Source organism: Paraburkholderia sp. GAS199 (assembly GCF_050436585.1).
Classification (GTDB): Bacteria; Pseudomonadota; Gammaproteobacteria; order Burkholderiales; family Burkholderiaceae; genus Paraburkholderia.
The window spans coordinates 634,439-655,079 of record NZ_JBNDMM010000003.1 but is presented as its reverse complement, the minus strand read 5'-3'; the positions used below and the strand labels follow the sequence as shown (position 1 = coordinate 655,079).

General features: G+C 64.4%; 18 protein-coding genes. 5 read left to right on the top strand and 13 right to left on the bottom strand.

The genetic code is table 11. The annotated features are described in order from the left end of the window. Positions 1-301: 301 nt before the first annotated feature. A complete protein-coding gene (locus tag P3T18_RS14620) occupies positions 302-529 on the bottom strand; it encodes a hypothetical protein (RefSeq protein ID WP_429300632.1) in 228 nt (75 codons plus the stop codon). Between P3T18_RS14620 and P3T18_RS14615 the strand changes: the two genes are divergently transcribed. The 4 genes from P3T18_RS14615 (at position 528) to P3T18_RS14600 (ending at position 6,368) form a co-directional block, all read left to right on the top strand. Then, positions 528-2,435: a S8 family serine peptidase gene (locus P3T18_RS14615; RefSeq protein WP_429300631.1), complete on the top strand. Its 1,908-nt coding sequence runs from the start codon at positions 528-530 to the stop codon at positions 2,433-2,435. The two genes, P3T18_RS14620 and P3T18_RS14615, sit on opposite strands and share 2 nt — an antisense overlap. Positions 2,436-2,501: 66 nt before the next feature. Next, positions 2,502-4,415 (top strand): tetratricopeptide repeat protein, encoded by a 1,914-nt coding sequence (locus P3T18_RS14610; RefSeq protein ID WP_429300630.1) that lies wholly within the window; start codon positions 2,502-2,504, stop codon positions 4,413-4,415. Positions 4,416-4,618: 203 nt separating this feature from the next. After that, positions 4,619-5,194: an ANTAR domain-containing response regulator gene (locus P3T18_RS14605; protein WP_429300629.1), complete on the top strand. Its 576-nt coding sequence runs from the start codon at positions 4,619-4,621 to the stop codon at positions 5,192-5,194. Between the two features lie 10 nt (positions 5,195-5,204). After that, a complete protein-coding gene (locus P3T18_RS14600) occupies positions 5,205-6,368 on the top strand; it encodes a CmpA/NrtA family ABC transporter substrate-binding protein (RefSeq protein ID WP_429300628.1) in 1,164 nt (387 codons plus the stop codon). 111 nt (positions 6,369-6,479) lie between these two features. On the opposite strand, the gene rhaS is transcribed toward P3T18_RS14600, so the two are convergent. From rhaS to rhaM, 6 genes are all read right to left on the bottom strand, one after another. Continuing rightward, positions 6,480-7,487 (bottom strand): rhamnose ABC transporter substrate-binding protein, encoded by a 1,008-nt coding sequence (gene rhaS, locus P3T18_RS14595; protein WP_429300627.1) that lies wholly within the window; start codon positions 7,485-7,487, stop codon positions 6,480-6,482. A gap of 77 nt (positions 7,488-7,564) precedes the next feature. Then, complete coding sequence (locus P3T18_RS14590) at positions 7,565-8,581, bottom strand: ABC transporter permease (protein WP_429300626.1); 1,017 nt, start codon at positions 8,579-8,581, stop codon at positions 7,565-7,567. Beyond that, positions 8,574-9,632: an ABC transporter permease gene (locus P3T18_RS14585; protein WP_429300625.1), complete on the bottom strand. Its 1,059-nt coding sequence runs from the start codon at positions 9,630-9,632 to the stop codon at positions 8,574-8,576. The genes P3T18_RS14590 and P3T18_RS14585 overlap by 8 nt, the downstream gene beginning before the upstream one ends. Further along, positions 9,629-11,158 (bottom strand): sugar ABC transporter ATP-binding protein, encoded by a 1,530-nt coding sequence (locus tag P3T18_RS14580; RefSeq protein WP_429300624.1) that lies wholly within the window; start codon positions 11,156-11,158, stop codon positions 9,629-9,631. The genes P3T18_RS14585 and P3T18_RS14580 overlap by 4 nt, the downstream gene beginning before the upstream one ends. 64 nt (positions 11,159-11,222) lie before the next feature. Further along, positions 11,223-12,116, bottom strand: a complete 894-nt coding sequence (locus P3T18_RS14575) for an amidohydrolase family protein (RefSeq protein WP_429300623.1) — start codon at positions 12,114-12,116, stop codon at positions 11,223-11,225. A 44-nt stretch (positions 12,117-12,160) separates the two neighbouring features. Continuing rightward, a complete protein-coding gene (gene rhaM, locus P3T18_RS14570; RefSeq protein ID WP_429300622.1) occupies positions 12,161-12,484 on the bottom strand; it encodes an L-rhamnose mutarotase in 324 nt (107 codons plus the stop codon). 179 nt (positions 12,485-12,663) lie between these two features. On the opposite strand from rhaM, the gene P3T18_RS14565 reads away from it, so the two are divergent. Next, entirely contained in the window at positions 12,664-13,683 is a 1,020-nt protein-coding gene (locus P3T18_RS14565) for a LysR family transcriptional regulator (RefSeq protein WP_429300621.1), read from the top strand. Positions 13,684-13,697: 14 nt separating this feature from the next. On the opposite strand, the gene P3T18_RS14560 is transcribed toward P3T18_RS14565, so the two are convergent. The 6 genes from P3T18_RS14560 to P3T18_RS14535 all read right to left on the bottom strand — a co-directional run bounded on the left by P3T18_RS14560 (position 13,698) and on the right by P3T18_RS14535 (position 20,306). After that, entirely contained in the window at positions 13,698-14,480 is a 783-nt protein-coding gene (locus tag P3T18_RS14560) for an SDR family NAD(P)-dependent oxidoreductase (RefSeq protein WP_429300620.1), read from the bottom strand. A gap of 32 nt (positions 14,481-14,512) precedes the next feature. After that, complete coding sequence (gene rhmD / locus P3T18_RS14555; protein WP_429300619.1) at positions 14,513-15,691, bottom strand: L-rhamnonate dehydratase; 1,179 nt, start codon at positions 15,689-15,691, stop codon at positions 14,513-14,515. A gap of 136 nt (positions 15,692-15,827) precedes the next feature. After that, positions 15,828-17,156: an MFS transporter gene (locus P3T18_RS14550; RefSeq protein ID WP_429300618.1), complete on the bottom strand. Its 1,329-nt coding sequence runs from the start codon at positions 17,154-17,156 to the stop codon at positions 15,828-15,830. Between the two features lie 180 nt (positions 17,157-17,336). Further along, on the bottom strand, positions 17,337-18,089 hold the full coding sequence (locus P3T18_RS14545; protein WP_429300617.1) for an SDR family NAD(P)-dependent oxidoreductase: 753 nt from the start codon (positions 18,087-18,089) through the stop codon (positions 17,337-17,339). A gap of 347 nt (positions 18,090-18,436) precedes the next feature. Next, entirely contained in the window at positions 18,437-18,781 is a 345-nt protein-coding gene (locus tag P3T18_RS14540) for a hypothetical protein (protein WP_429300616.1), read from the bottom strand. 286 nt (positions 18,782-19,067) lie between these two features. Next, the gene (locus P3T18_RS14535; RefSeq protein WP_429300615.1) at positions 19,068-20,306 is read right to left on the bottom strand and encodes an MFS transporter; all 1,239 of its coding nucleotides are present in this window, start codon (positions 20,304-20,306) and stop codon (positions 19,068-19,070) included. Positions 20,307-20,641: the final 335 nt, after the last annotated feature.

Genomic DNA, 20,641 nt, shown 5'->3' with positions numbered 1-20,641 from the left:
GCATTACCCGCCCTACTCGCCGCGTAATTTGTCCGACGCGCACACCGACATTTTCTGATTGCCCAACCTGATCGAGCTATTTATTCTCCTGTTCAGGCTATTTTTTAAACAATAACAACAAATGAAAAGCCTGCATCGCTGCGCGCATCGGACCGTGAGTTCCATCCCGGTCGCACCGATGACCGTCAGCGGGGCGTCTTTCATAAAAACAGGGGCAATCAGAGCGGTATGTCGTAAGAGACAAAACAGAAATGCACGACCCAGGCAGACAAACAAAAAGCCAGAACAGACAACACGACTCTCATCCGCACACCTCACCCAACGCGTCCAGACTGCGGCAGCCGATTCGCTTCGGCATGCTGACACGCGCTGCCTGCGTCGCCGCGTTTTTCGCCTTGTCGGCGTGCAGCGGCAACACCGGATCCGGCGGCGCAAGCAACAACAGCGGCGGAACATCGCCCGCTAGCGCGCCGACGCTCGAATCGGGCGCGGCATCGGCGGCCGCCTCGCCCACGATGTCGCTGGCCATGTCGCTGAAGATCCACTCGGGCGGCGTCGCGGCCGACGCGTCCAACGATCGCTTCATCGTCAAATACCGCAAGGGCACCGCCGAAGGCAGCGCAACGACCGCCGTGCAATCGCGGCTCGACCGTCTGCAAAACGCGTTTCCCGCGAAGGCGCATCATCTGCGCCGCACGGGCGTGGGCGCCGACGTGGTCACGACTGCGCGCAAGCTCGATGGCGGCGAAGCGAAAGCGTTCATGCGCGCGATCGCCTCGGACCCGAACGTGGAATACATCGAAGTGGACCGCGAGATGTCGACGACCATGGTGCCGAACGATCCGGAATACGCGAAGCAATGGGGGCTCACGTCCAACCTCAAACCCGGCACGACCACCGCAGGCATACGCGCCGAAGGCGCATGGGACCAGGCGAGCGGTGCGGGCTCGGTCATCGCGATCGTCGACAACGGCACCACGAATCACGCCGACCTCAGCGGCAACGCCCTGCCCGGCTACGACTTCACCTCGGTGAGTCGCGGCGGCAACGGCAGCAACCCCGGCATCGTCACGGAGAAATGCACGGTTCAATGGCACGGCACGCACGTCGCGGGGATCGCGGCGGCGCAGACCAATAACGGCAGCGGCATCGCGGGCGTCGCGCCGGCCGCGAAGATCGTGCCCGTTCGCGTGCTGAACGCGTGCGGCACCGGTTTTACGTCCGACATCGCCGACGGCATCATGTGGGCCGCGGGCGGCAGTATCGCGGGCGTGCCGGACAATCCCTATCCGGCCAACGTGCTGAACGTGAGTCTCGGCGGCGGCGGAGCGTGCGAAGCCACCTTGCAGAACGCGATCGACTTCGCCACCAGTCGCGGCGCCGTAGTAGTGGCGGCCGCAGGCAACAATAGCTACAGCGCGACCAACTTCTCGCCGGCCAATTGCCGCAACGTGGTGAGCGTCGGCGCCACCAACCGTCTCGGCGCGCGCTATGTCGTATCCAACTTCGGCCCCACGGTGGACCTCGCCGCGCCCGGCGATTCGATCTGGTCAACGTACAACAACGGCACGACCCAACCCGGCGCCGACAGCTTCGGCTATATGTCGGGTACCTCGATGGCCGCGCCGATGGTCAGCGGCGTGGTCGCGCTGATGCAGTCGGTGGCGGCCACGCCGTTCTCGCCGGCCGAAATCCGCGCGCTGCTCACACAAAGCGCACAAGCGTTTCCAGGCAAGCCGGATCAGCCGATCGGCGCGGGCATTCTCGACGCCAACGCCGCCGTCGTCGCGGCGAGGTCGGGAAAAATACCGGCGGCGGCGAATTTCAACTGCTCGCAAAGCGTCGACCTGATGCATGTCTCGTGCACGGATCTTTCCACCGCGCGCGGCGCGCCGATCCGCTCGTGGAGCTGGAATTTCGGTAACGGCGGTGGCGATCAGACCACAAACCATTCGATCAATCCGGAGATCGACTTCGACCAGCCTGGCACGTACGAAATCACGCTCACCGTCACGGACGCCAACGGCATGTCGAACCGTCTGACGCGGCGCTTCGACGTCGCGCCCTTGCTGGTCACGGACATCACGAACAGCACCTATGCCGTGCGATTTCCGGTGAAGGCCGGCGGCAGGATGTATTTCGCGGTGACAGTCGAGCCGGGACCGAAAAGCAACCTGGCTCGCGTCGGCATGAAAACGCTGACCTTCACGCTCATGCCGTCCACGCAAAGCGACAGCGCCACGCTTTCGATGAAGGCGCTGACGGCTTCGATGGTCGATCCCGATTGCACGTCGGTCATGTCGGCGGGCATGCCGGCCTCCTGCACGAAATACGAACTGGTTCCACCGGGTACGTACTACGCCATGGTGAGCGCCGATCAAGCCATCGACGACGTCTCCATCCAGTCGTTCGCCACCTACTACGGCCTGGACTGATCCGCAGCACACCGATGCGCCCGGCGTTCACGCGCCGGGCGCACTTCCGAGTCACGAGAATCTGCAATGAATCACGGCGATGCCGACCCGGACGCGCTGATCCGGACCGCGGACGCGCTCTTTGCTTCACGACGCATGCGCGAGGCGCTGTGCTGCTATCGCGCGGCATTGGCCGGCCAGCCACGTCATGCACAGGTGCAGGCACAGATGCATGCACATGCGCTGCATCGCATGGCGCTCGTCTGCGTGCACACCGGCGAAACGGCGCTCGCGCGCGGCTATCTGCGGCGCGCGCTGCAAGTGGAACCGGAGTGCGCGCAACGGTGGGAGCACGCCGGTCTGCTGGCTGCGGCCGACAATCAGCTTGCCGAGGCCGAAGCGCTCTACCGGCGCGCGTTCACGCTGGCAGGCGGCAGCGCCAGTCTGCATCGGAATATGGCGGATTGCCTGCGGCTCGCAGGCCGCTTCGACGAAGCGCGCGCGCATTATCGTCACGCGCTCGACTTCGATCCCGGCCTGCATCACGCGCTGCGCGCGCTGGCACGTCTATGCACACAACAAGGTCTCGTCGACGACGCCGCCGACTATTGGCAGCGCGCATGGGCGTCGGACGACACCGCTTTGCAGGACGGACTCGACGCCGTTGCCGCGCTCGCGACAGCGAAGCGCACTCACGCGCTGGCGACACTTGTCGCGCAACTCAGCGCGCGTTTTGCCCGCGACGCCGAGGCCTTGAAATCACTCGCCTACGTTCTGAACACCCACGACTGCTTCAGCGCAGCGCTGAGCGTCGCGCAACAAGGACTCGCGCTCGCGCCGGACCACGCGCTTCTGCATCACAACGCGGCGCGCGCGCTCAGCATCTGCGGCAAGACGGCGGAAAGCCTGCCGCATAGCCTCGCCGCGGCGCGATTGCAACCGGACAATGCGCGCCTGCAATTCCAGCTTGCCGGCGTGTTGCTCGCGCTCGGTGAATTCGACGCGGGCTGGCGGCAATACCGCTGGTTTTACGCGCTGGCCGGGTCGAACCGGCCGCCGGATCAGCTTGCCTGCGCGCAATGGCAAGGCGAACCGCTCGCGGGCCGCGTATTTCTGCTCGTCGGCGAACAGGGCCTCGGCGACGAAATTCAGTGCATCCGGTTCGCGTCATGGTTGCATCGTCGAGGCGCAATCGTGGATGTGCTGGTGAGCGAGCCGGTAGCTCATGTGGCCGCCAGCATGCCGCCGATACGGCACGTTTTCACCACGCCGCCGAGCGGCTTCTACGACTTCTGGTCTCCAATGCTAAGGATGCCGGAACATATGAAACTCGACCTCGCGATGCTGCCTGCAGTCGAGATGCCGTATCTCGCAGCCACGCCGCACAACAAAGCGTCCTGGCGCAATCGGATCTTGGCCTGTGAGACAAACGGCCCGCATGCAGAGCGATACGCGGGCACACCACGCCTTCGCGTCGGTCTGGTGTGGGCGGGCAATCCCGCGCATCCACTCGACCGCTTCCGGTCCATCGACCTCACCACGCTGACGCCGCTTCTCGGCGTGAGCGGCATCACGTGGTACGCGCTTCAAAAAGGCGCTCACGAAAGCGACAGCGTGGGCCTCGACAACGAATACGATCTGCACGCGCTCGGTCCCGCTATCGAGAATTTCGACGACACCCTCGCGATACTCGCCACACTCGATCTGCTCATCACGGCCGATACATCGGCGGCGCATCTCGCGGGCGCGGCCGGTCGTCCGGTGTGGGTGCTCGTGCCCGCCTACACCGAATGGCGCTGGCTGGCCGGTCGCGCGGACAGCCCGTGGTATCCGTCGATGCGTCTGTTCCGCGCGCGCGAACCCGGCGTTTGGGACGATGCCGTCGACGCGCTCAAGCACGCGCTGCTGGAATGGCGCGGCAAGTTTCACGATGACCAGCATGACGACATGCGCGATGACCTGCACAAAGCAGCGCACGGCAACCCGCCTCGCAGCGCCTGACACGCCACACGCGAGCCGCGCCCGCCGTAATGCGCCGCTTCGGTGCATTCGAGCGCCGCGCCCCACGCCAGTGCACCTCGAACGGTAAAGACGCATGCTAAGCACATGATTTCGTTGACATGCACAGGCGAACGCGTCGATTGGCACAGCCATTGCTTTAACTAAGGCAAAAGCCGTCGTCAAGCCGTTCAACAAGCTCCCCCATGCTGCGTGTTCTCCTCGTCACCGATACCGACAAGCCGATTGGCGACCTGCGCGACGCGCTGGCGCGACTCGGCTACGACATGCTCGCCGGCACCGCGACGCCGCAGGCGTTGCATCGCGTGGTGGAAAGCGAGCGGCCGGACGTCATCATCATCGACACGGAATCGCCGTCGCGCGACACGCTCGAACAGCTTGCCGTGATGAACGCGACGGCGCCGCGTCCGGTGCTCATGTTCAGCCACGACGCCAACCAGCAGCTGATTCGCGACGCGGTCGGCGCGGGCGTCACCGCGTACCTCGTCGAAGGTCTCGCGACGGAGCGGCTGGCGCCGATTCTCGAAGTCGCACTCGCGCGCTTTGCGCAGGAATCGCAGTTGCGCGAGCGTCTCGCGCAAGTGGAAAACGAACTCGCCGAGCGCAAGCTGATCGACCGCGCCAAGCGACTCCTGATGGACCAGTTGAAGCTCAGCGAGCACGCCGCCTATGCCAACCTGCGCAAGCGCGCGATGAACCAGGGCGTTAAACTCGCCGAAGTCGCCCGCGCCGTCGTCGCATCGGCCGACTCGCTCAAATGAAGCGCCGCTCATGAATACGCCTACGCCATCTCCATCCGCTTCCATCGCGCCTGCTGCGTTCGGACCGCCCGAAAAAACCCATCTGCGACTGGGCTTCGTCTCGCTCTCCGACGCCGCGCCGCTCGTCGCCGCCAAGCTGCTCGAATTCGGCCACGCGCACGGCCTCACGCTCGAACTGATCCGTCAGCCTTCGTGGGCCGCGCTGCGCGACAAACTCTGCTCCGGCGAACTCGATGCGGCGCATGCGCTCTACGGCATGATCTACGGCGTGCAACTCGGCCTGGGCGGTCCGCGCACGGATATGGCCGTGCTGATGGTGCTCAACCGCAACGGCCAGGCCATCACGCTGTCGAACCGTCTCGCGGATGCACTCGCCGCACACGGCACGCTGCCCAAGGCGCTCGCCACACTCGGCCGCAGGCCGGTGTTCGCGCAGACTTTCCCGACCGGCACGCACGCCATGTGGCTGTACTACTGGCTGGCAGCGCAAGGCGTTCACCCGCTGCGCGAGATCGACAGCGTGGCGATTCCGCCGCCGCAAATGGTCGACGCGCTGGCCGGCGACAAACTCGACGGCCTGTGCGTCGGCGAACCGTGGAACACCGTCGCCGAAGCACAAGGCGTAGGCCGCACCATCGCCTACACGAGCGAAGTGTGGCCGGACCATCCGGAGAAAGTCCTCGCCTGCCGGCGCGATTTCGTCAGCGATCATCCGAACACCGCCCGCGCGCTGGTGCAGACCATGCTCGAAGCGTGCCGCTGGCTCGACGGCGCGGGTCATCGCGAAGAGATCGCGCGCTGGCTGGCGCGCCCGGAATTCATCGGCATCGACGCGGCGCTGATTGCCGCGCGACTTGGCAACGAGATCGCCGCCGGCGCGCCGCGCGGTTTGCCGCTGCGCTTTTTCGACGAAGGCGCGGTCAACTATCCGCGTGCCTCGGACGGCGCGTGGTTCCTTACCCAGTTCGAACGCTGGGGCATGATCGACGCGCGGCCGGACTATGCGCAGATAGCGGCGCAGATCAACCAGACGCAGCTGTACCGCGAGGCCGCGGCGCATATCAGTGTATCCGTGCCCGACACCGATGCGCGGCAAACGCTGATCGACGGCAAGGTGTGGGACGAGGCGACGTCGGCTTCGGGTTACGCGCGGGGCTTCACGATCCGCGCATGAGCTTGGTGAGGCGCATGAAGCACCTGAAACCCCGACACGCTGCAAAGAAAAAAGCGTGCGGTCCGTCATGCGGACCGCACGCTCTGTGCGAGTTTGTTCCTAAGCGTTCGCTCAGAAATTGAAGTTGTCGATGTTGCTCGAATCGAACGTGGTGGGCGGTCCGAGGATGATTTCGCCTTGCGGTCCGATGGTGCGCTTGCCGAGTTTGCCGGCGTCGAACGATTCGCCTTCCTTACCCGTGATGGTGCCGGATGCCAGCGCAGCCGCCGCATAGCCCGCGAGATAGCCGAGCTGGTTCGGGTCCCACAACTGGAAAGCCTTGACCGTGCCGTTCTTCACGAACGCGCGCATCTGGTTCGGCGTGCCGAGACCGGTCACCGCCACCTTGCCCTTGCTCGACGACGACGAAATATAACGCGCCGCCGCCGCGATGCCGACCGTCGTCGGCGCAACGATCGCTTTCAGGTTCGGATACGCCTGCAGCAGACCTTGCGTTTCGACGAACGACTTCTGGTCGTCGTCGTTGCCATAGGCGATCTTCACGAGCTTGATCTTCGCGTACTCCGGCTTCTTCAACTCCTCCTGCATCCACTTGATCCACGTGTTCTGGTTGGTGGCGTTCGGCGTGGCCGACAGCACGGCGAATTCGCCCTCGCCGCCCATCAGCTTCGAGACGAGTTGAATCTGGCCGCGGCCGATGCCTTCGGCGTTGGCCTGATTGACGAACAGTTGCCGTCCCTCGGGCGCGGTGTCGGAGTCGAAGGTGACGACCTTGATGCCTTGCGACATCGCTTTCTTCAGATATGGCACGACCGCGTTGGCGTCGTTCGCGGCGATCACGATCGCGTCCTGGCGCTGCGTGATCAGCGTGTTGATGTATTGCACCTGCGACGACGCGCCGGCATCCGACGGACCCACCACCTTGCCCACGCCGCCGAATTCCTTGATGGCCGCCATCCCGCCGTCGTCGGCGATCACTTCATACGGGTTGTTGATCTGCTTCGGCACGAATGCGATCTTCAGGCCGCTCTTGAGTCCGGCGGCGCCCGCCGCGCAACTGATCGCGAGCAATGCGACGCACAGCGCAGCCGTGCCGGTGTGACGTAGAGGCTTGAACATGAAGTGTCTCCTGCTTCGTTGTTGGACGGGATGATGTCCGGGTTGTTGGTTTTGGGCCTTGCTCTTGCTGAACGGTATTACGACGAAGCCGCCGACTTCGCGATGAAACGCCGGTCGCGTGCCGCACGCCAGCGCGCCACCAGATTCGGGATCAGCACCGACGCGAGCAGCAGCACGCCGGTCACGATGGTGAGCGTTTCGCTGGAGACGTCGTCGAGTGTCAGGGCGTTTTTCAGCACGCCGATAATCAGCAGCGACAGCAGCACGCCGACCATCGAACCGCGTCCGCCGAAAATGCTCACGCCGCCGAACAGCACCGCCGCGATCACCGACAACTCGAAGCCCTCGCCGTTATCGCCGCGCGCGCTGGTGAAGCGCAGCGTGTACACCACGCCGGCCAGCGCACTCATCGCGCCGGACAGCACGAACAGGCGCAACCTGATCTTCGCGACCTCGATGCCGGAGAAAGCCGCCGCGGTCGGATTCGCACCGATCGCATAGAGGCTGCGGCCGAACGCGGTGGCCTGCAGCAGCACCGTGAACAGCACTGCACCGACGATCACGATGGCGAACGGCAGCGGAATGAAACTCGCGCCGACGGTGTCCATACCGAACGCCGTGTAGGCAGCCGGGAAATCGGCCACGGCCTGATCGCCGAGCAACACGTAGGCGAGTCCGCGAAACAGCGCCAGCGTGCCGATCGTGACGGCGAGCGAAGGCAGGTTCAGCTTGACGATCACGAGGCCGTTCAGGAGCCCGGCGAGCGCGCCGAAAATCAGGACCAGCACGATCACCACCGGCATCGGCAGTCCCATGTGCCACAGCACGCCCATCAGCGCGCTGGACGCGCCCAGCACCGACGCCACCGACAGATCGATTTCCGCCGCGACAATGATGAGCGTCATGGGCAGCGCCATCAGCGCGATTTCGGTGAGATCGGCCAGCACGTTGCTCAGGTTTGCACCGCTCAGGAATACCGGAGACAGCACGCGGCCGAGCACCAGCGCGACGATCAGCACGATGACCGGCAGCACTTCCCATTGCAGCGGCGTTTCGCGTTTGCGCGTGAGCAGCGCGGAATCGGGTTTAGCCATGATCGCGTTTCCTCATCATGCGTTTGGCGACGGAGCGGGCCAGCAAGGTATCGGCGGTGATCGCGGCGACGATCAGCGCGCCTTCGATAGCCTGCTCCCAGAATGGCGAAACGTGCAGCACCACGAGCGCGATACTGATCACGCCGAGCACGAGCGCGCCGAGCGTCGCGCCGAGTATCGTGCCGACGCCGCCGGTAATCGCCACACTGCCGACCACGGCGGCAGCCACCACCTGGAGTTCGATGCCCTTTGCGGTGCTCGCGTCGACGGTGCCGAAGCGCGCGAGCCACAGCGCGCCGGCGAAACCGGCGATCGCGCCCGACAGCAGAAAACCCGACATCACGCGCCGCTCCACGTTCACGCCGGCCAGACGCGCCGCCTCGGGGTTCGAGCCGATCGCGTAATGCTCGCGTCCGCCGCGAAACTGCTTCAGATAGATGCCGAGGCCGACCAGCACCACCACGGCGATCAGCGCGAGATTCGGTATGCCGAGCAGCGTGCCGGTCGCCAGCCGCGAATAGGCGTCCGGCAGACTGGTCGCGTTGATCTGTCCGCCGTGAACCCACGCGTAGTCCGCGCCGCGAAAAATATAGAGCGTGGACAAGGTGGCCACCAGAGACGGCACGCGCCCCACCGCGACCAGCAGCGCGTTCACGCCGCCCGCCACGAGACCGATCGCCAGCCCCGCCAGCAGCGCGACGAGCACCGGCATATGCGGGAACGTCACGTAGAGACTGCCGACCGCGTAGGCGCTGATGCCGACCGTCGATCCCACCGAGAGATCGATATGCCGCATCAGGATCACGACCGTCACGCCCGCCGTCAGCAGACTGATGATCGACACGTTGAGCAGCACGTCGCGCAGATTCTGCAGGTTCAGGAACTGCGGCCTCGCGAGCCCGGTGCCGACGATCAGCAGAACGAGCACCACGAACAGCGTCGTTTCGCGACTCTTCGCGATGCTCGCCACGAAACCGCCCGGCGCGCTGGCCGGGCGCCGCGCGACTGTCGGCGGCACGGGTGCGGGATGAGTGGAGGAATGGCGCATCATGCGGCCCGCCCGAGCGGTGGAATGGGTTGTCCGAGCGCGGCAGCCATGATGCGCTCCTCGTCGGCGTCGGCACGCGGAATGTCTGCGCTGATGCGGCCTTCGTGCATGACCAGCACGCGGTCGGCCATGCCGAGCACTTCCGGCAGTTCGCTCGAAATCATCAGCACCGCCATGCCCTCGCTCACCAGTTCGGCGAGCGCGCTATAGACCTCGGCCTTGGCGCCCACGTCGATGCCGCGCGTGGGTTCGTCGATGATGAGTACTTTGGGGCCGGTGGCGAGCCATTTGCCGAGCACGACCTTCTGCTGGTTGCCGCCCGACAGCGTGCCGACCGGCGCGTTCGGATCGCCCGCTTTCAGACGCAAACGCGTGCCCCACTGATTGGCCAGTTGCGTCTCGCTGCGCGCGGAAATCAGGCCGTGCTTCACGAGCCGCCCGAGCACCGTCATGGAAGCGTTGCGGGCGATGCTCAACTCCAGCGCGAGTCCTTGCTGACGCCGGTCTTCCGGCACCAGCGCGAGACCGGCGCGCACGGCGGCGGCCGGACGTCCCGTCGCGAGCCGCTGACCGCCGATCGAGATTTCGCCCGAATCGAGCGGGTCGATCCCGAAGATCGCGCGCGCCACTTCGCTGCGGCCCGCGCCGACAAGACCGGCCAGCGCGACGATCTCGCCGGCGCGCACGTCGAAGGAAATATCCTTGAACACGCCGATGCGCGTGAGCCCGCGCACCGACAGACGCACTTCGCCGGGCGGCCGCTCCGCCTTCGGATAAAACGTTTCGAGATCGCGACCCACCATTTTCGCGACGATGGAATCGGTGGTGAGATCGGCGGTGAGTCCGTCGAACACTTTGGCGCCGTCGCGCATGATGGTCACTCGTTGCGTGAGCGCGAACACTTCGTCGAGCCGGTGCGTGATGAACAGGATCGCCACGTCGCGTTCGCGCAGCTTGCGCACGATGGCGAAGAGCCGCTCCACTTCCGGCAGCGACAAAGCCGCCGTGGGTTCGTCCATGATCAGCACGTTGGCATTCAGCGAAAGCGCCTTGGCGATTTCGATCACCTGCTGGTCCGCGATCGACAAACCGCGCACCAGCTGATCCGCGCGCAGATCGACGCCGAGCGACGCGAGCAGGCCGTCCACTTCGCGGCGCATCGCGTCGTATTGAATGCGGCCGATGCGATCCACCGGCTGACGTCCCATGAAAATGTTCTCGGCAATCGAGAGGTCGAAGAACAGCGTGGGTTCCTGATAGATCACCGCGAGCCCCGCATCGCGCGCCTCGGCGGGCGTCGCAAAACGGCGCGGCGCGCCATCCACCAGCAGTTCGCCGCCATCGGGCTGGTGCACGCCCGCGAGAATTTTCACGAGCGTGGATTTGCCCGCGCCGTTTTCGCCGAGCAGTGCGTGCACTTCGCCCGGCCATAGCGCGAGGTCGCCGTCGGAGAGCGCACGAACCCGGCCGAATGATTTGCTCGCGTGCCGCAGTTCGAGTCTGGGCACCGCGGATGTCGGTTGCTGCACTACGTGTCTCCTTCTTTTTTCTTCCGGTTGCGCGCTTGCGCACGCCCGTCGAGTCCTGGCAGATTCAGATCCGGTACACGCGCTCGGCGTTGCCGCGAAACAGCGCATGCCGTTCCGCCTCGCTCGCGTCCTGCACGACGCTCGCATACGCTCGCCACAAATCGGTGTACGAGCCGAACAGGCGATCCACCGGAAAATTCGATGCGAACATGGCCCGCTCCACACCGAACGTGTCGATCGTTTCGAGCACGTAAGGCCGCAGGCTTTCCACCGTCCATCGATGATCGAACATCGCCAGGCCGCTGAGTTTCACGGTGACGTTCTCGCAGGTGGCGAGCAGGCGCATGCCGTCGCGCCACGCGCGATAACCCGCCACGCTGTTGCGATCGACGAACATGCCGGCGTGATTCACCACGAACTGCGTGTCGCCATGCGCGTGCGCGAGCGCGGCGGCCTCTTCCATCTGCGAGGGATAAATCTGCAGATCGAACGACATGTCGTAACGGCGCAGCAAGGTGAAATGCTGCCGCCACTGGGGCTCGCGCATGAAATGGCGGCCCACGTAGTCGAACAGGCTGTTGTCGTGAACGTTCAGAATCTGGCGGATGCCGCGCGTGTTGGCAAACCCGGCGTGTGCTTCGAGCAAGGCCGGCGCGTGGTCCGAGGAAAGATCCACCGCCGCGACGATCGCGTTCGGCATGCCGCGCGATTCGGACCGGTCGGCAATGGACTGCAGCCAGCGCGTTTCTTCCACCGGATCGGCCGGATCGTGATTCGCTTCGACGTGCACCAGTTTCACGACGTCGATCTCGCCCGCTTCGCGCAACAGATCGTCGAGCAGATAGTCGTGCTTCAGGTCGCGCGCGTCGCCCACGAACGACACGCCCGGATTCTCCAGCCACGGATAACGATGCGTTTTCAGATCCCACAGATGGATATGCGAATCGACAACCTGCATGCGGCTTGCCTCCGTGCGGTGCAACTCAGATCAGGATCGGGAAATCAGCTTAACGAGTTCAGATGGAACACCGGTTCGAGCGGCTGCTGCAAGGGCGTATGGTCGGGCGCCGTCTGCATGATGTCGGCCATGTAATCCCACCATTTGCGCATGACCTCGAGTTGCGGCAACTCGTTCATACGGTGATTCGTGTTGCGCGTGAGGATAGCGAACAGATGATTCGTGTCCGCGTCGAAAAAGATGCGGTAATCGCGCACGCCGGCGTTGTGCAACGCATCAACCAGCTCGGGCCAGATCTGCGCGTGACGCCGTTCGTATTCCTCGCGCATGCCGGGGTTGAGCACCATCCGGAAAGCGATTGTTTCCATTGCGGCCTTGTCTCCCGTCGTCTTTCGGCACATTTCCCGGCCTCGCCGGGGCTGCGTCTGAAGCGACTATAATTCCTGCGTCGATAGCAACTCAATCCGTTGTTGGGATTGGGCGATCCACAATCCGAATCGCACCGCACTGCATCGGACCTTCGAGCGTTATCCGCACCATGAGCCCCATGAGCCAATCTTCAGCAGCAATCGCCCTCGTCAACCGGCTCAAGTTCAAGCATCTCGCGCTGCTCGTCGCACTCGACGACACGCGCAATCTCCATCAGGCCGCCGAAGCCGTCAACGTGGCGCAGCCGAGCGCGAGCCGCATGCTGGGCGATATCGAGGAAGCGTTCGGCTTCCTGCTGTTCGAGCGCAACGCGCGCGGCATGACGCCCACGCCGCTCGGCGTGGTGACTTTGGCTTACGCGCGCCGCGCGCTCGCCGAACTCACCCGTTTCGCAGACGACCTCGACGTCAAGCGGCGCGGCGGGCACGGACAGCTGACCGTCGGCGCGATCATGGGCGCCGCGCCCGATCTGCTCGCCATGGCCATCGCCACGCTCAAGACCGAAAGCCCACTGCTGAACGTGCGCATTCTCGGCGAAACCAGCGACCAGGTCGTGCAGTTGCTGCACCGCCGCGAAGTCGATCTCGCGCTCGGCCGTCTCACCAGTCCGCTGCAACACAACGATTTCAGTTTCGAGCCGCTCGCACGCGAAACCTTGCGGCTGGTGGTGCGCTCGGTGCATCCGCTGGCGCAGCGCACGCGCATTACATTGCGCGAACTGATCGACTGGCCGTGGGTGGCGCAACCGGTCACGAGTCCCGCTCGCGTGCTGTTCGAAGAAGAACTCGCGCGCGCCGGCCTCGCCACGCCGGTGAATCTGACCGAGTGCGCGTCGATTTTCGCCACCCTGCAACTGCTCGAAAACTACGACGCCGTCGCCATGCTGCCGGAATCCGTCGTACGCGATCATGTGCGCGGCAAACTGCTGGTGGCGCTGCCGATCGAAATCGGCGAAAGCCTGGCGGGCTTCGGCATTCTGACGCGCAAGGAAGAAGCGCTCGCCGAACCCGCGCTGCGTTTCATCGACCTGCTGCGCAGCGTCTCGCGCCAGCTCGCGCGCGAAGAAACCAGCGCCGCTGCCGCCTCGGCCTCGACCGCCACTTCCGACACTCCGCCTACGCCCGCGCACGTGGGTTGAGTGCGCCATGCCGGTCATTGCAGATTGACGAACAGACCGCCGTCCACCAGCAAGGCGGCGCCCGTCACGTAGCGCGCGCGATCCGACGCAAGAAAGGTCACGCAGTCGGCCACGTCTTCCGGACGGCCCAGACGCCCTAACGGAATGCGCTTTTCGAAGTAGGCTTTCTTGGCTTCGTCGGCGAGATCGTCGGCGTTCAGGTCGGTCGCAATGGTGCCGGGCATCACCGAATTGCAGCGTATGCCGTACGGGCCGAGCGCCACCGCGCACGACTGCATCAGCGAATGCACGCCGGCCTTGGTGGGCGTGTAATGCGTCTGCATGCCGCCGCCCACCAACGCGCTGATCGAACTCGTGGCAACGATCGCGCCGCCGGTGCCCTGCGCTTTCATCTGCTGCGCGGCCGCTTGCGTCACGTAGAAGGCGCCGTTCAGATTGACCGCCACGGTCGATTCCAGCACCTCGGGCGGCATGTCGAGAAAGGCGTGAAACGGACAGATGCCGGCGTTGCTCGCCAGCACGTCCACCTTGCCGAATGCTTCGACCGTATGGCGCACCAGTTGCTGACCCGTTTCGCGCGCGGCCACGTTGCCTTCGATGGCAATCACGCGGCGGCCAAGCGCCTCGATTTCGCCGACCACTTCTTCGACCGCGGAACGGCGTCCATACGACGCGTCGTTATCGCCCCAGTAGTTGATCGCGACATCGGCGCCTTCCGCCGCGCATGCCACGGCGATCGCGCGGCCGATGCCACGCGAACCGCCCGTGACGATCACAACCTTGTCCTTGAGCAGCACGTCAATCTCCTCGTAGCGTAGCCACGTTATTCTCAGCGCGGATACGGCCGCACCAGTTTGCATTCCGGATTCAGACGCACGCCGAAGCCCGGCGTGTCCGGCACTTTCATTCTGCCGTTCACGGGCACCGGTTCGTCGAGCAGCAGCGGCGTGAACATCGGCACGACTTCGTCCGCCTTGGGCGCCATCATGAGGAACTCGGCGAACGGCGAGTTGTGTCGCGTGACGACGAAATGATAGCTGTACACCGACGAGCCGTGCGGCACCACCATCACGTTATGCGCGTCGGCCAGCGCGGAAATCTTGATGAGTTCCGTGATGCCGCCGCACCAGCCCACGTCCGGCTGGATCAGATCGCAGCACTCCATTTCCAGCAGCATGCGAAAGCCCCAGCGCGTCGCTTCGTGTTCGCCGGTCGACACCATCATGCCGCGCGGCACGTTGCGACGCAGTTCGGCGTAACCCCAGTAGTCGTCGGGCGGCAAACATTCTTCGAGCCACTTCAGCCCGTACTCGTGAGCGGCATGCGCGAGCTTCGTCGCATACGGCACGTCGAGACTCATCCAGCAGTCGTACATCAGCCAGAAGTCGTCGCCGACGCGGCTGCGCATCTCGGCGAGCTTGTCGAGATTCTTCTTCAGGCCCGCTTCGCCTTCGGCGGGACCATGCTGCAACGGCAGCTTTCCGCCGATGAAGCCCATTTCCTTCGCGAGATCGGGCCGCGCGCCGGTGGCGTAGAACACCAGTTCGTCGCGCACCGGTCCACCCAGCAACTGGTACACCGGTTCCTTGCGCACTTTCGCGAGCAGATCCCACAACGCGAGATCCACGCCGGAAATCGTGTTCAGCACCACGCCCTTACGGCCGTAGTACAAGGTCGAGAAGTACATCTGATCCCACATCTTTTCGATGTCGGTGACGAGTTGTCCTTCGAGAAAACGCGCCAGATGTTTTTCGACGATGAACGCACCGATCTCGCCGCCCGTCGTCACCGCGAAGCCCACGGTGCCGTCGCTCGCTTCGATCTCGACCACCAGCGTGCCGAGTACGTTGATACCGAACGACTGACGGCTCTGGCGATATTCCGGATAGCGCGCCATCGGCGTGGCGATGTGATCGTCGATCCAGTGTCCGCCGGGTTGATCGTGATAATCCGCGCCGCCGCCGCGAACGATGAAGGCACGCACGTGCCGGATGGTGGGCATGGCCATGAAAGGGCTCCGTTGAAGGTGCGTTAGTGCGCAATAAATGCGTTAGTGCGATTAATGCGATTGATACGCGCGCGGCAAGGCTCAGCGATTCCGCCGCGATTCAATTGCGATTCCACTGTGATTGCATTACGCGGCCCTAGCGGGCGCGATGCAGCAGGTTGTCGAAAGCCGGGTCGGCCGCCGTGCCGCCTGGTCTCAGCAAGGTGCCGATCAGCAGCGCCGCCAGCAGGCTCGATGCGCCGAGCACCACGAGTCCCGCCGACGTCGACGCGAACGTGTGTTCCGCCGCGGTCCGCAAGCTCGGCGCAAAGAAGCCGCCGAGACTGCCGAGCGAGTTGATCAGCGCGATGCCGCCGGCCGCTGCCGCGCCGGTCAGGTAGCGCGTCGGGAAAGTCCAGAACAGCGGTTGCGCCGCGATGAAACCGCTTGCCGCGCAGCACAGCGCGATCAGACCGATCGACGGGTTGTGCGCGAGCCCAGACACACCGATACCGAGACCCGCGACGACCAGCAAGGTCACGGCCCAGCGCCGATGACCGCCGGTGCGATCCGCGCGCCGCGGCACGTACCATGTCACCGCCAGCGCACACAGCCACGGCAAGGCCGTCACGAGACCGACGCGCAGGCCGACCGTGGTGCCGAGCAAGGCGGCCACCTGTTGCGGCAGATAGAAGATCACGCCGTACACGCTCATCTGGATGAGCAGGTAGATCAGCGAAAGCAGCAGCACGCGACGATCCACCAGCGCGGCCAGAATCCGATGCGGTCCATGCGATGCCGCGGCGCGCGCATCGTCGTCGAGCGCGGCACGCAAGGTGGCGCGTTCCTGCGCATCGAGCCAGCGCGCGTCTTCGGGACGGTTGTCGAGATACCAGAAGGCCCACACGCCGACCAGCGAGGCGAGCGAACCTTCGATCAGAAACAGCCATTGCCAGCCGGTCAATCCGAGCGCGCCATGCAATTCGAGCAGCGAGCCCGACAGCGGACTGCCGAAGATGAACGCGAGCGGCGCGCCGAAATAGAACACGCCGACCGCGCGAGCCCGCGCATTCTGCGCGAACCAGTGCGTGAGGTAATAGATCACGCCGGGAAAGAAGCCGGCCTCGGCGACGCCGAGCAGAAAGCGCAACACGTAGAACGCCGTGGGCGTGTGCGCGAGACACATCGCCGCCGACACGATGCCCCACGTGACCATGATTCGGCACATCCACAGCCGCGCGCCGACCCGATGCAGCAGCAGATTGCTCGGCACCTCGAACAGCGCATAGCCGACGAAGAACACGCCTGCGCCGAAGGCGAATGCCGCGTTCGACAAGCCCGTATCGTGCTGCAGGGCTTTCTGCGCAAAACCGATGTTGGCGCGATCGAGAAAGGCCAGCACGTACATCAGCAGCAGGAATGGCAACAGCCGGCGCATGACCTTGCTGTTGATCGCCTCCAGCGACGCGGGCGAATGCGGATTCATGACGTCTCCTTGGAAGCGCGTGGGCGCGCTCCGCTTTCTTGTGCTTGTGTACTGCTGCCGCGCATGATGTGCGGCTCGACCTGCGCGATGATCAATGCGCGGCTTATCGGTTACGAGTCATGGGTTAAGACTCACGGATTACGAGTCATGCACCACGACTGCAGCCGCGCACCCGGCCGCTTAGTAGGTCGCGCGTCCGCCCGACAGATCGAACACCGCGCCCGTGCTGAACGCGCAGTCTTCCGACGAGAGCCAGAGAATCATCGATGCCGCCTCTTCCGGCAGCAGGAAGCGGTTCATCGGAATCTTCGAGAGCATGTAGTCGATATGCTGCTGCGACATCGAATCGAAGATTTCGGTTTTGGCGGCCGCGGGTGTCACTGCGTTCACGAGAATGTTCTTCGTGGCGAGTTCCTTGCCAAGCGATTTGGTGAGACCGATCAGGCCGGCTTTGGACGCGCTGTAGTGCGACGCGTTCGGATTGCCTTCCTTGCCGGCCACCGACGCGATGTTGACGATGCGCCCATAGCCCTGCTTGAGCATCTGCGGCACGACTGCGCGGCAGGTGAGATAAGGCCCGATCAGATTGACGTCGATCACGCGGCGCCACACGTCGGGTTCCAGCTCCCATGTCGTGCCATTGCCGCCGGTGATGCCCGCGCAGTTGATCAGCACGTCGATCGAGCCGTGCGCGGCAAGCGTCTTCGCCACCGCCTGCTCGACCGATGCTTCCTGGGTCAACTCGACCGTGACCGAGCTGACCTTGCCGAGTTCGCTCAACTCACGCTCACTGCGCGCGAGCCGTTCGGCGTCGATGTCCCACAGCGCCACCGAGGCGCCCGAGTTCAACGCCCGCTGCGCCACCGCGTAGCCGATGCCGCGCGCGCCGCCGGTAATGGCGACCACGCGCCCCTCCAGATCGATCCGATTCATCGCTGCTCCTCTGCTCCTGAGGCACACGGCTGGGCGTGCGCCTTCCAGTTGTTGTATGTCCGCTGTACCGCTTCGGTCCAGCCAATATACGAACATGGCGATGCAATAACAATCCGAGAATCGGAGCGGGTGATAACAAAAGTGGATCGGGTGTGGCGGGGATGCGGCGACCGAAGTGCCGCCGAAAGCGTGTGGGGAGATTGCGCGGTCGATGCGCGGTAGTTGCGCGCCTGTTACAGGGAAATTGCGGGGCTGTTGCGTGGTTACTGCGTGGCAGTTACGTAGCAATTACGTAGCGATCGCGCGGACGGCGATAAAACCAGGCTAAAGCGAAGCCTGCCCGCGCTTCACAGCGCCTCGTGGCACAAGGCCATCATTTTCTGCACCATCGTGCTGGCGCCGTTCAGCTCCATTTCATCGGTGAAGAGCGCGTTCACGCTGGACAGACGCACGGCCACGCCCGCGTCCAGCAGATCTTTTTCGGCAATCTTCAAGGCAAGCTGGCCGATGCGGACGCGGTCGAGCCAGTGCATGGTTGCGTGGTTCTTGCCCAACCAGCGCCGGCAGCTTTCGACCACGTGATCCACGCGCCATTCGCCCGTCAGCGCATACGACGCCGCCGCGATGGCGACGAGAAAACACAGCAGCTCGGGGCGCGCACTGTCCGGCTCGGTAAATTCAGGTTTGATCATGCTCTGGGCCTGCTTTTGCTGGATGCTGGATGCGATGCACCGGACCACGCTTCGTGGCCCGGTATCGACACATGTGGGCGGGACCGCTGGATTCAACAGCGGCCTGGCGTATCCGTCGAACGGGTACAGTACCAGGCCGGTTTCAGCGCGGTAACGATCGACAGAACATTCTGGACAAACTCGCGGCAAAAATCAAAAAGCATCTGCCGCCGACCAGAACCGGACCGGCACGAGAGCAGCGCGCGACCAGACCCAGGCAGACTCAGGCAAACTCAAGCCGTCGCCATCAGGCGTCCGGGCAGGCCAGCGACCGAGCCGCCTCGCGTTCGACACGTCCGAAGCTCGCGAGCGCGGCGAGTCCCAGCAGGCCGAGACTGCTGCCGAGCAGGAAGTCCGCGGAAATGCCGACATGATCGACCACCACGCCGCCCACCAGCGACCCCAACGCGATCGCCACCTGGATGATGCTCACGAAAAGCGCCGAACCGGCTTCGGGCGCATCCGGCGTCGCGCGCTGGATCCACACGCTGAAGCACAGCGGCAGCGCGCCGAACGCGACGCCCCAGGCGAGCACCAGCGCCGTGACACCGATGGTGGAGTGCTGCAGAAGCGGCAACGCCAGCAATGCGAACATCAGCAGCGAGATCATCGCGGCCGCCGACACCTTCAGATTGCGTGTGACCGTGGACGACACCGCGAAGTTCGAGATGAAGCCGATCATGCCGAAGCCGAGCAGCAGCCAGGTAATCGTTCCCATCGACAGATTGGCGTTGCGCAGCAAAAACGGCGTGATGTACGTGTACGACGAGAAATGCGCGCCGAATACGAGCGCGACCATCAGCATGCTGCGGCGCGGATGCGGCCGGCGCAGCAGATCGGTCAGGTCGCGCAGGCGCAACGCGGCGCTCGACGGCAAGGACGGCACGAAGACGAATTGCGCGACCAGCGCGACCGCGACCAGCACGCCGGTTGCCATGAACGACGCACGCCACGACGCGAAGCTCGCGATAAACGTGCCGAGCGGCACGCCGATCACCGTTGCACAGGTCACGCCGGTGAGAATCGTGGCCATGGCTCGCGCCGAATCGTGCGGTTTGACGAGCCGCGCGGAGGCCGCGGTGGCGAGTGTCCAGAAACCGCCCAGCGCGGCCCCGAGCAATGCGCGGCCCACCAGCATCACGCCAAAGTTGGGCGCGAACGCGGAGATCATGTTCGACGCCAGCAGCAGCGCGGTCAGCAACAGAAAGACCTGACGACGGTCCATGCGTCCCGCCACCAGCATCAGGCCGGGCGCGGAGATCGCGGCAATGACACCTGGCACGGTGACCATCAGACCCGCCGTGCCGGGCTGCACGCCGAGTTCGGCGGCGATGCGCGGCAGCAATCCCACCGGCAGGAATTCGGTGGTCACGAAAGCGAACGCGCCAATGGCGACGGCAACGACCGCGAGCCAGTCGCGCAAGGACGACGACGCGCCATCGTCCGGCAAGCCTGTGCCTGCCGGCAGATTATCTTCGATCAACATAATATTGTTTGCGAGTAATACAACAACGGGTGGAATTGGAGCGGTTTCACCGGACTAATCGAATCGGCTAATCGGGTCGCACTGGGTCATGTCCAATGCGCGGCACCACGCGTGACGGCGCGCCGCAAACAGAAAAGCAGGCAACGTGGGCCTGCTTCTCTCTGCGTGGCCCGAAGGCCCGGTGCGCCTGTTACGTGTGGTGCGGAATGCTCGACGGTCGGTTTGAAAAATCGGCGGTGAAACCTGAATGGAAGACACCTTACCATCGTCTTTAATTCGCTGCTGGCTCCACCGGAAAATCGCAGTCGGCAATGGGGATATTGACGGGGATATTC

What these genes read in the sequence shown, in the direction of transcription:
- P3T18_RS14615 (WP_429300631.1), top strand. Translation starts at nt 528, where the DNA reads ATGTCGCTGAAGATCCACTCGGGCGGCGTCGCGGCCGACGCGTCCAAC.
- P3T18_RS14620 (WP_429300632.1), bottom strand. Translation starts at nt 529, where the DNA reads ATGGCCAGCGACATCGTGGGCGAGGCGGCCGCCGATGCCGCGCCCGAT.
- P3T18_RS14610 (WP_429300630.1), top strand. Translation starts at nt 2,502, where the DNA reads ATGAATCACGGCGATGCCGACCCGGACGCGCTGATCCGGACCGCGGAC.
- P3T18_RS14605 (WP_429300629.1), top strand. Translation starts at nt 4,619, where the DNA reads ATGCTGCGTGTTCTCCTCGTCACCGATACCGACAAGCCGATTGGCGAC.
- P3T18_RS14600 (WP_429300628.1), top strand. Translation starts at nt 5,205, where the DNA reads ATGAATACGCCTACGCCATCTCCATCCGCTTCCATCGCGCCTGCTGCG.
- rhaS (WP_429300627.1), bottom strand. Translation starts at nt 7,487, where the DNA reads ATGTTCAAGCCTCTACGTCACACCGGCACGGCTGCGCTGTGCGTCGCA.
- P3T18_RS14590 (WP_429300626.1), bottom strand. Translation starts at nt 8,581, where the DNA reads ATGGCTAAACCCGATTCCGCGCTGCTCACGCGCAAACGCGAAACGCCG.
- P3T18_RS14585 (WP_429300625.1), bottom strand. Translation starts at nt 9,632, where the DNA reads ATGATGCGCCATTCCTCCACTCATCCCGCACCCGTGCCGCCGACAGTC.
- P3T18_RS14575 (WP_429300623.1), bottom strand. Translation starts at nt 12,116, where the DNA reads ATGCAGGTTGTCGATTCGCATATCCATCTGTGGGATCTGAAAACGCAT.
- rhaM (WP_429300622.1), bottom strand. Translation starts at nt 12,484, where the DNA reads ATGGAAACAATCGCTTTCCGGATGGTGCTCAACCCCGGCATGCGCGAG.
- P3T18_RS14565 (WP_429300621.1), top strand. Translation starts at nt 12,664, where the DNA reads ATGAGCCAATCTTCAGCAGCAATCGCCCTCGTCAACCGGCTCAAGTTC.
- rhmD (WP_429300619.1), bottom strand. Translation starts at nt 15,691, where the DNA reads ATGGCCATGCCCACCATCCGGCACGTGCGTGCCTTCATCGTTCGCGGC.
- P3T18_RS14550 (WP_429300618.1), bottom strand. Translation starts at nt 17,156, where the DNA reads ATGAATCCGCATTCGCCCGCGTCGCTGGAGGCGATCAACAGCAAGGTC.
- P3T18_RS14545 (WP_429300617.1), bottom strand. Translation starts at nt 18,089, where the DNA reads ATGAATCGGATCGATCTGGAGGGGCGCGTGGTCGCCATTACCGGCGGC.
- P3T18_RS14540 (WP_429300616.1), bottom strand. Translation starts at nt 18,781, where the DNA reads ATGATCAAACCTGAATTTACCGAGCCGGACAGTGCGCGCCCCGAGCTG.
- P3T18_RS14535 (WP_429300615.1), bottom strand. Translation starts at nt 20,306, where the DNA reads ATGTTGATCGAAGATAATCTGCCGGCAGGCACAGGCTTGCCGGACGAT.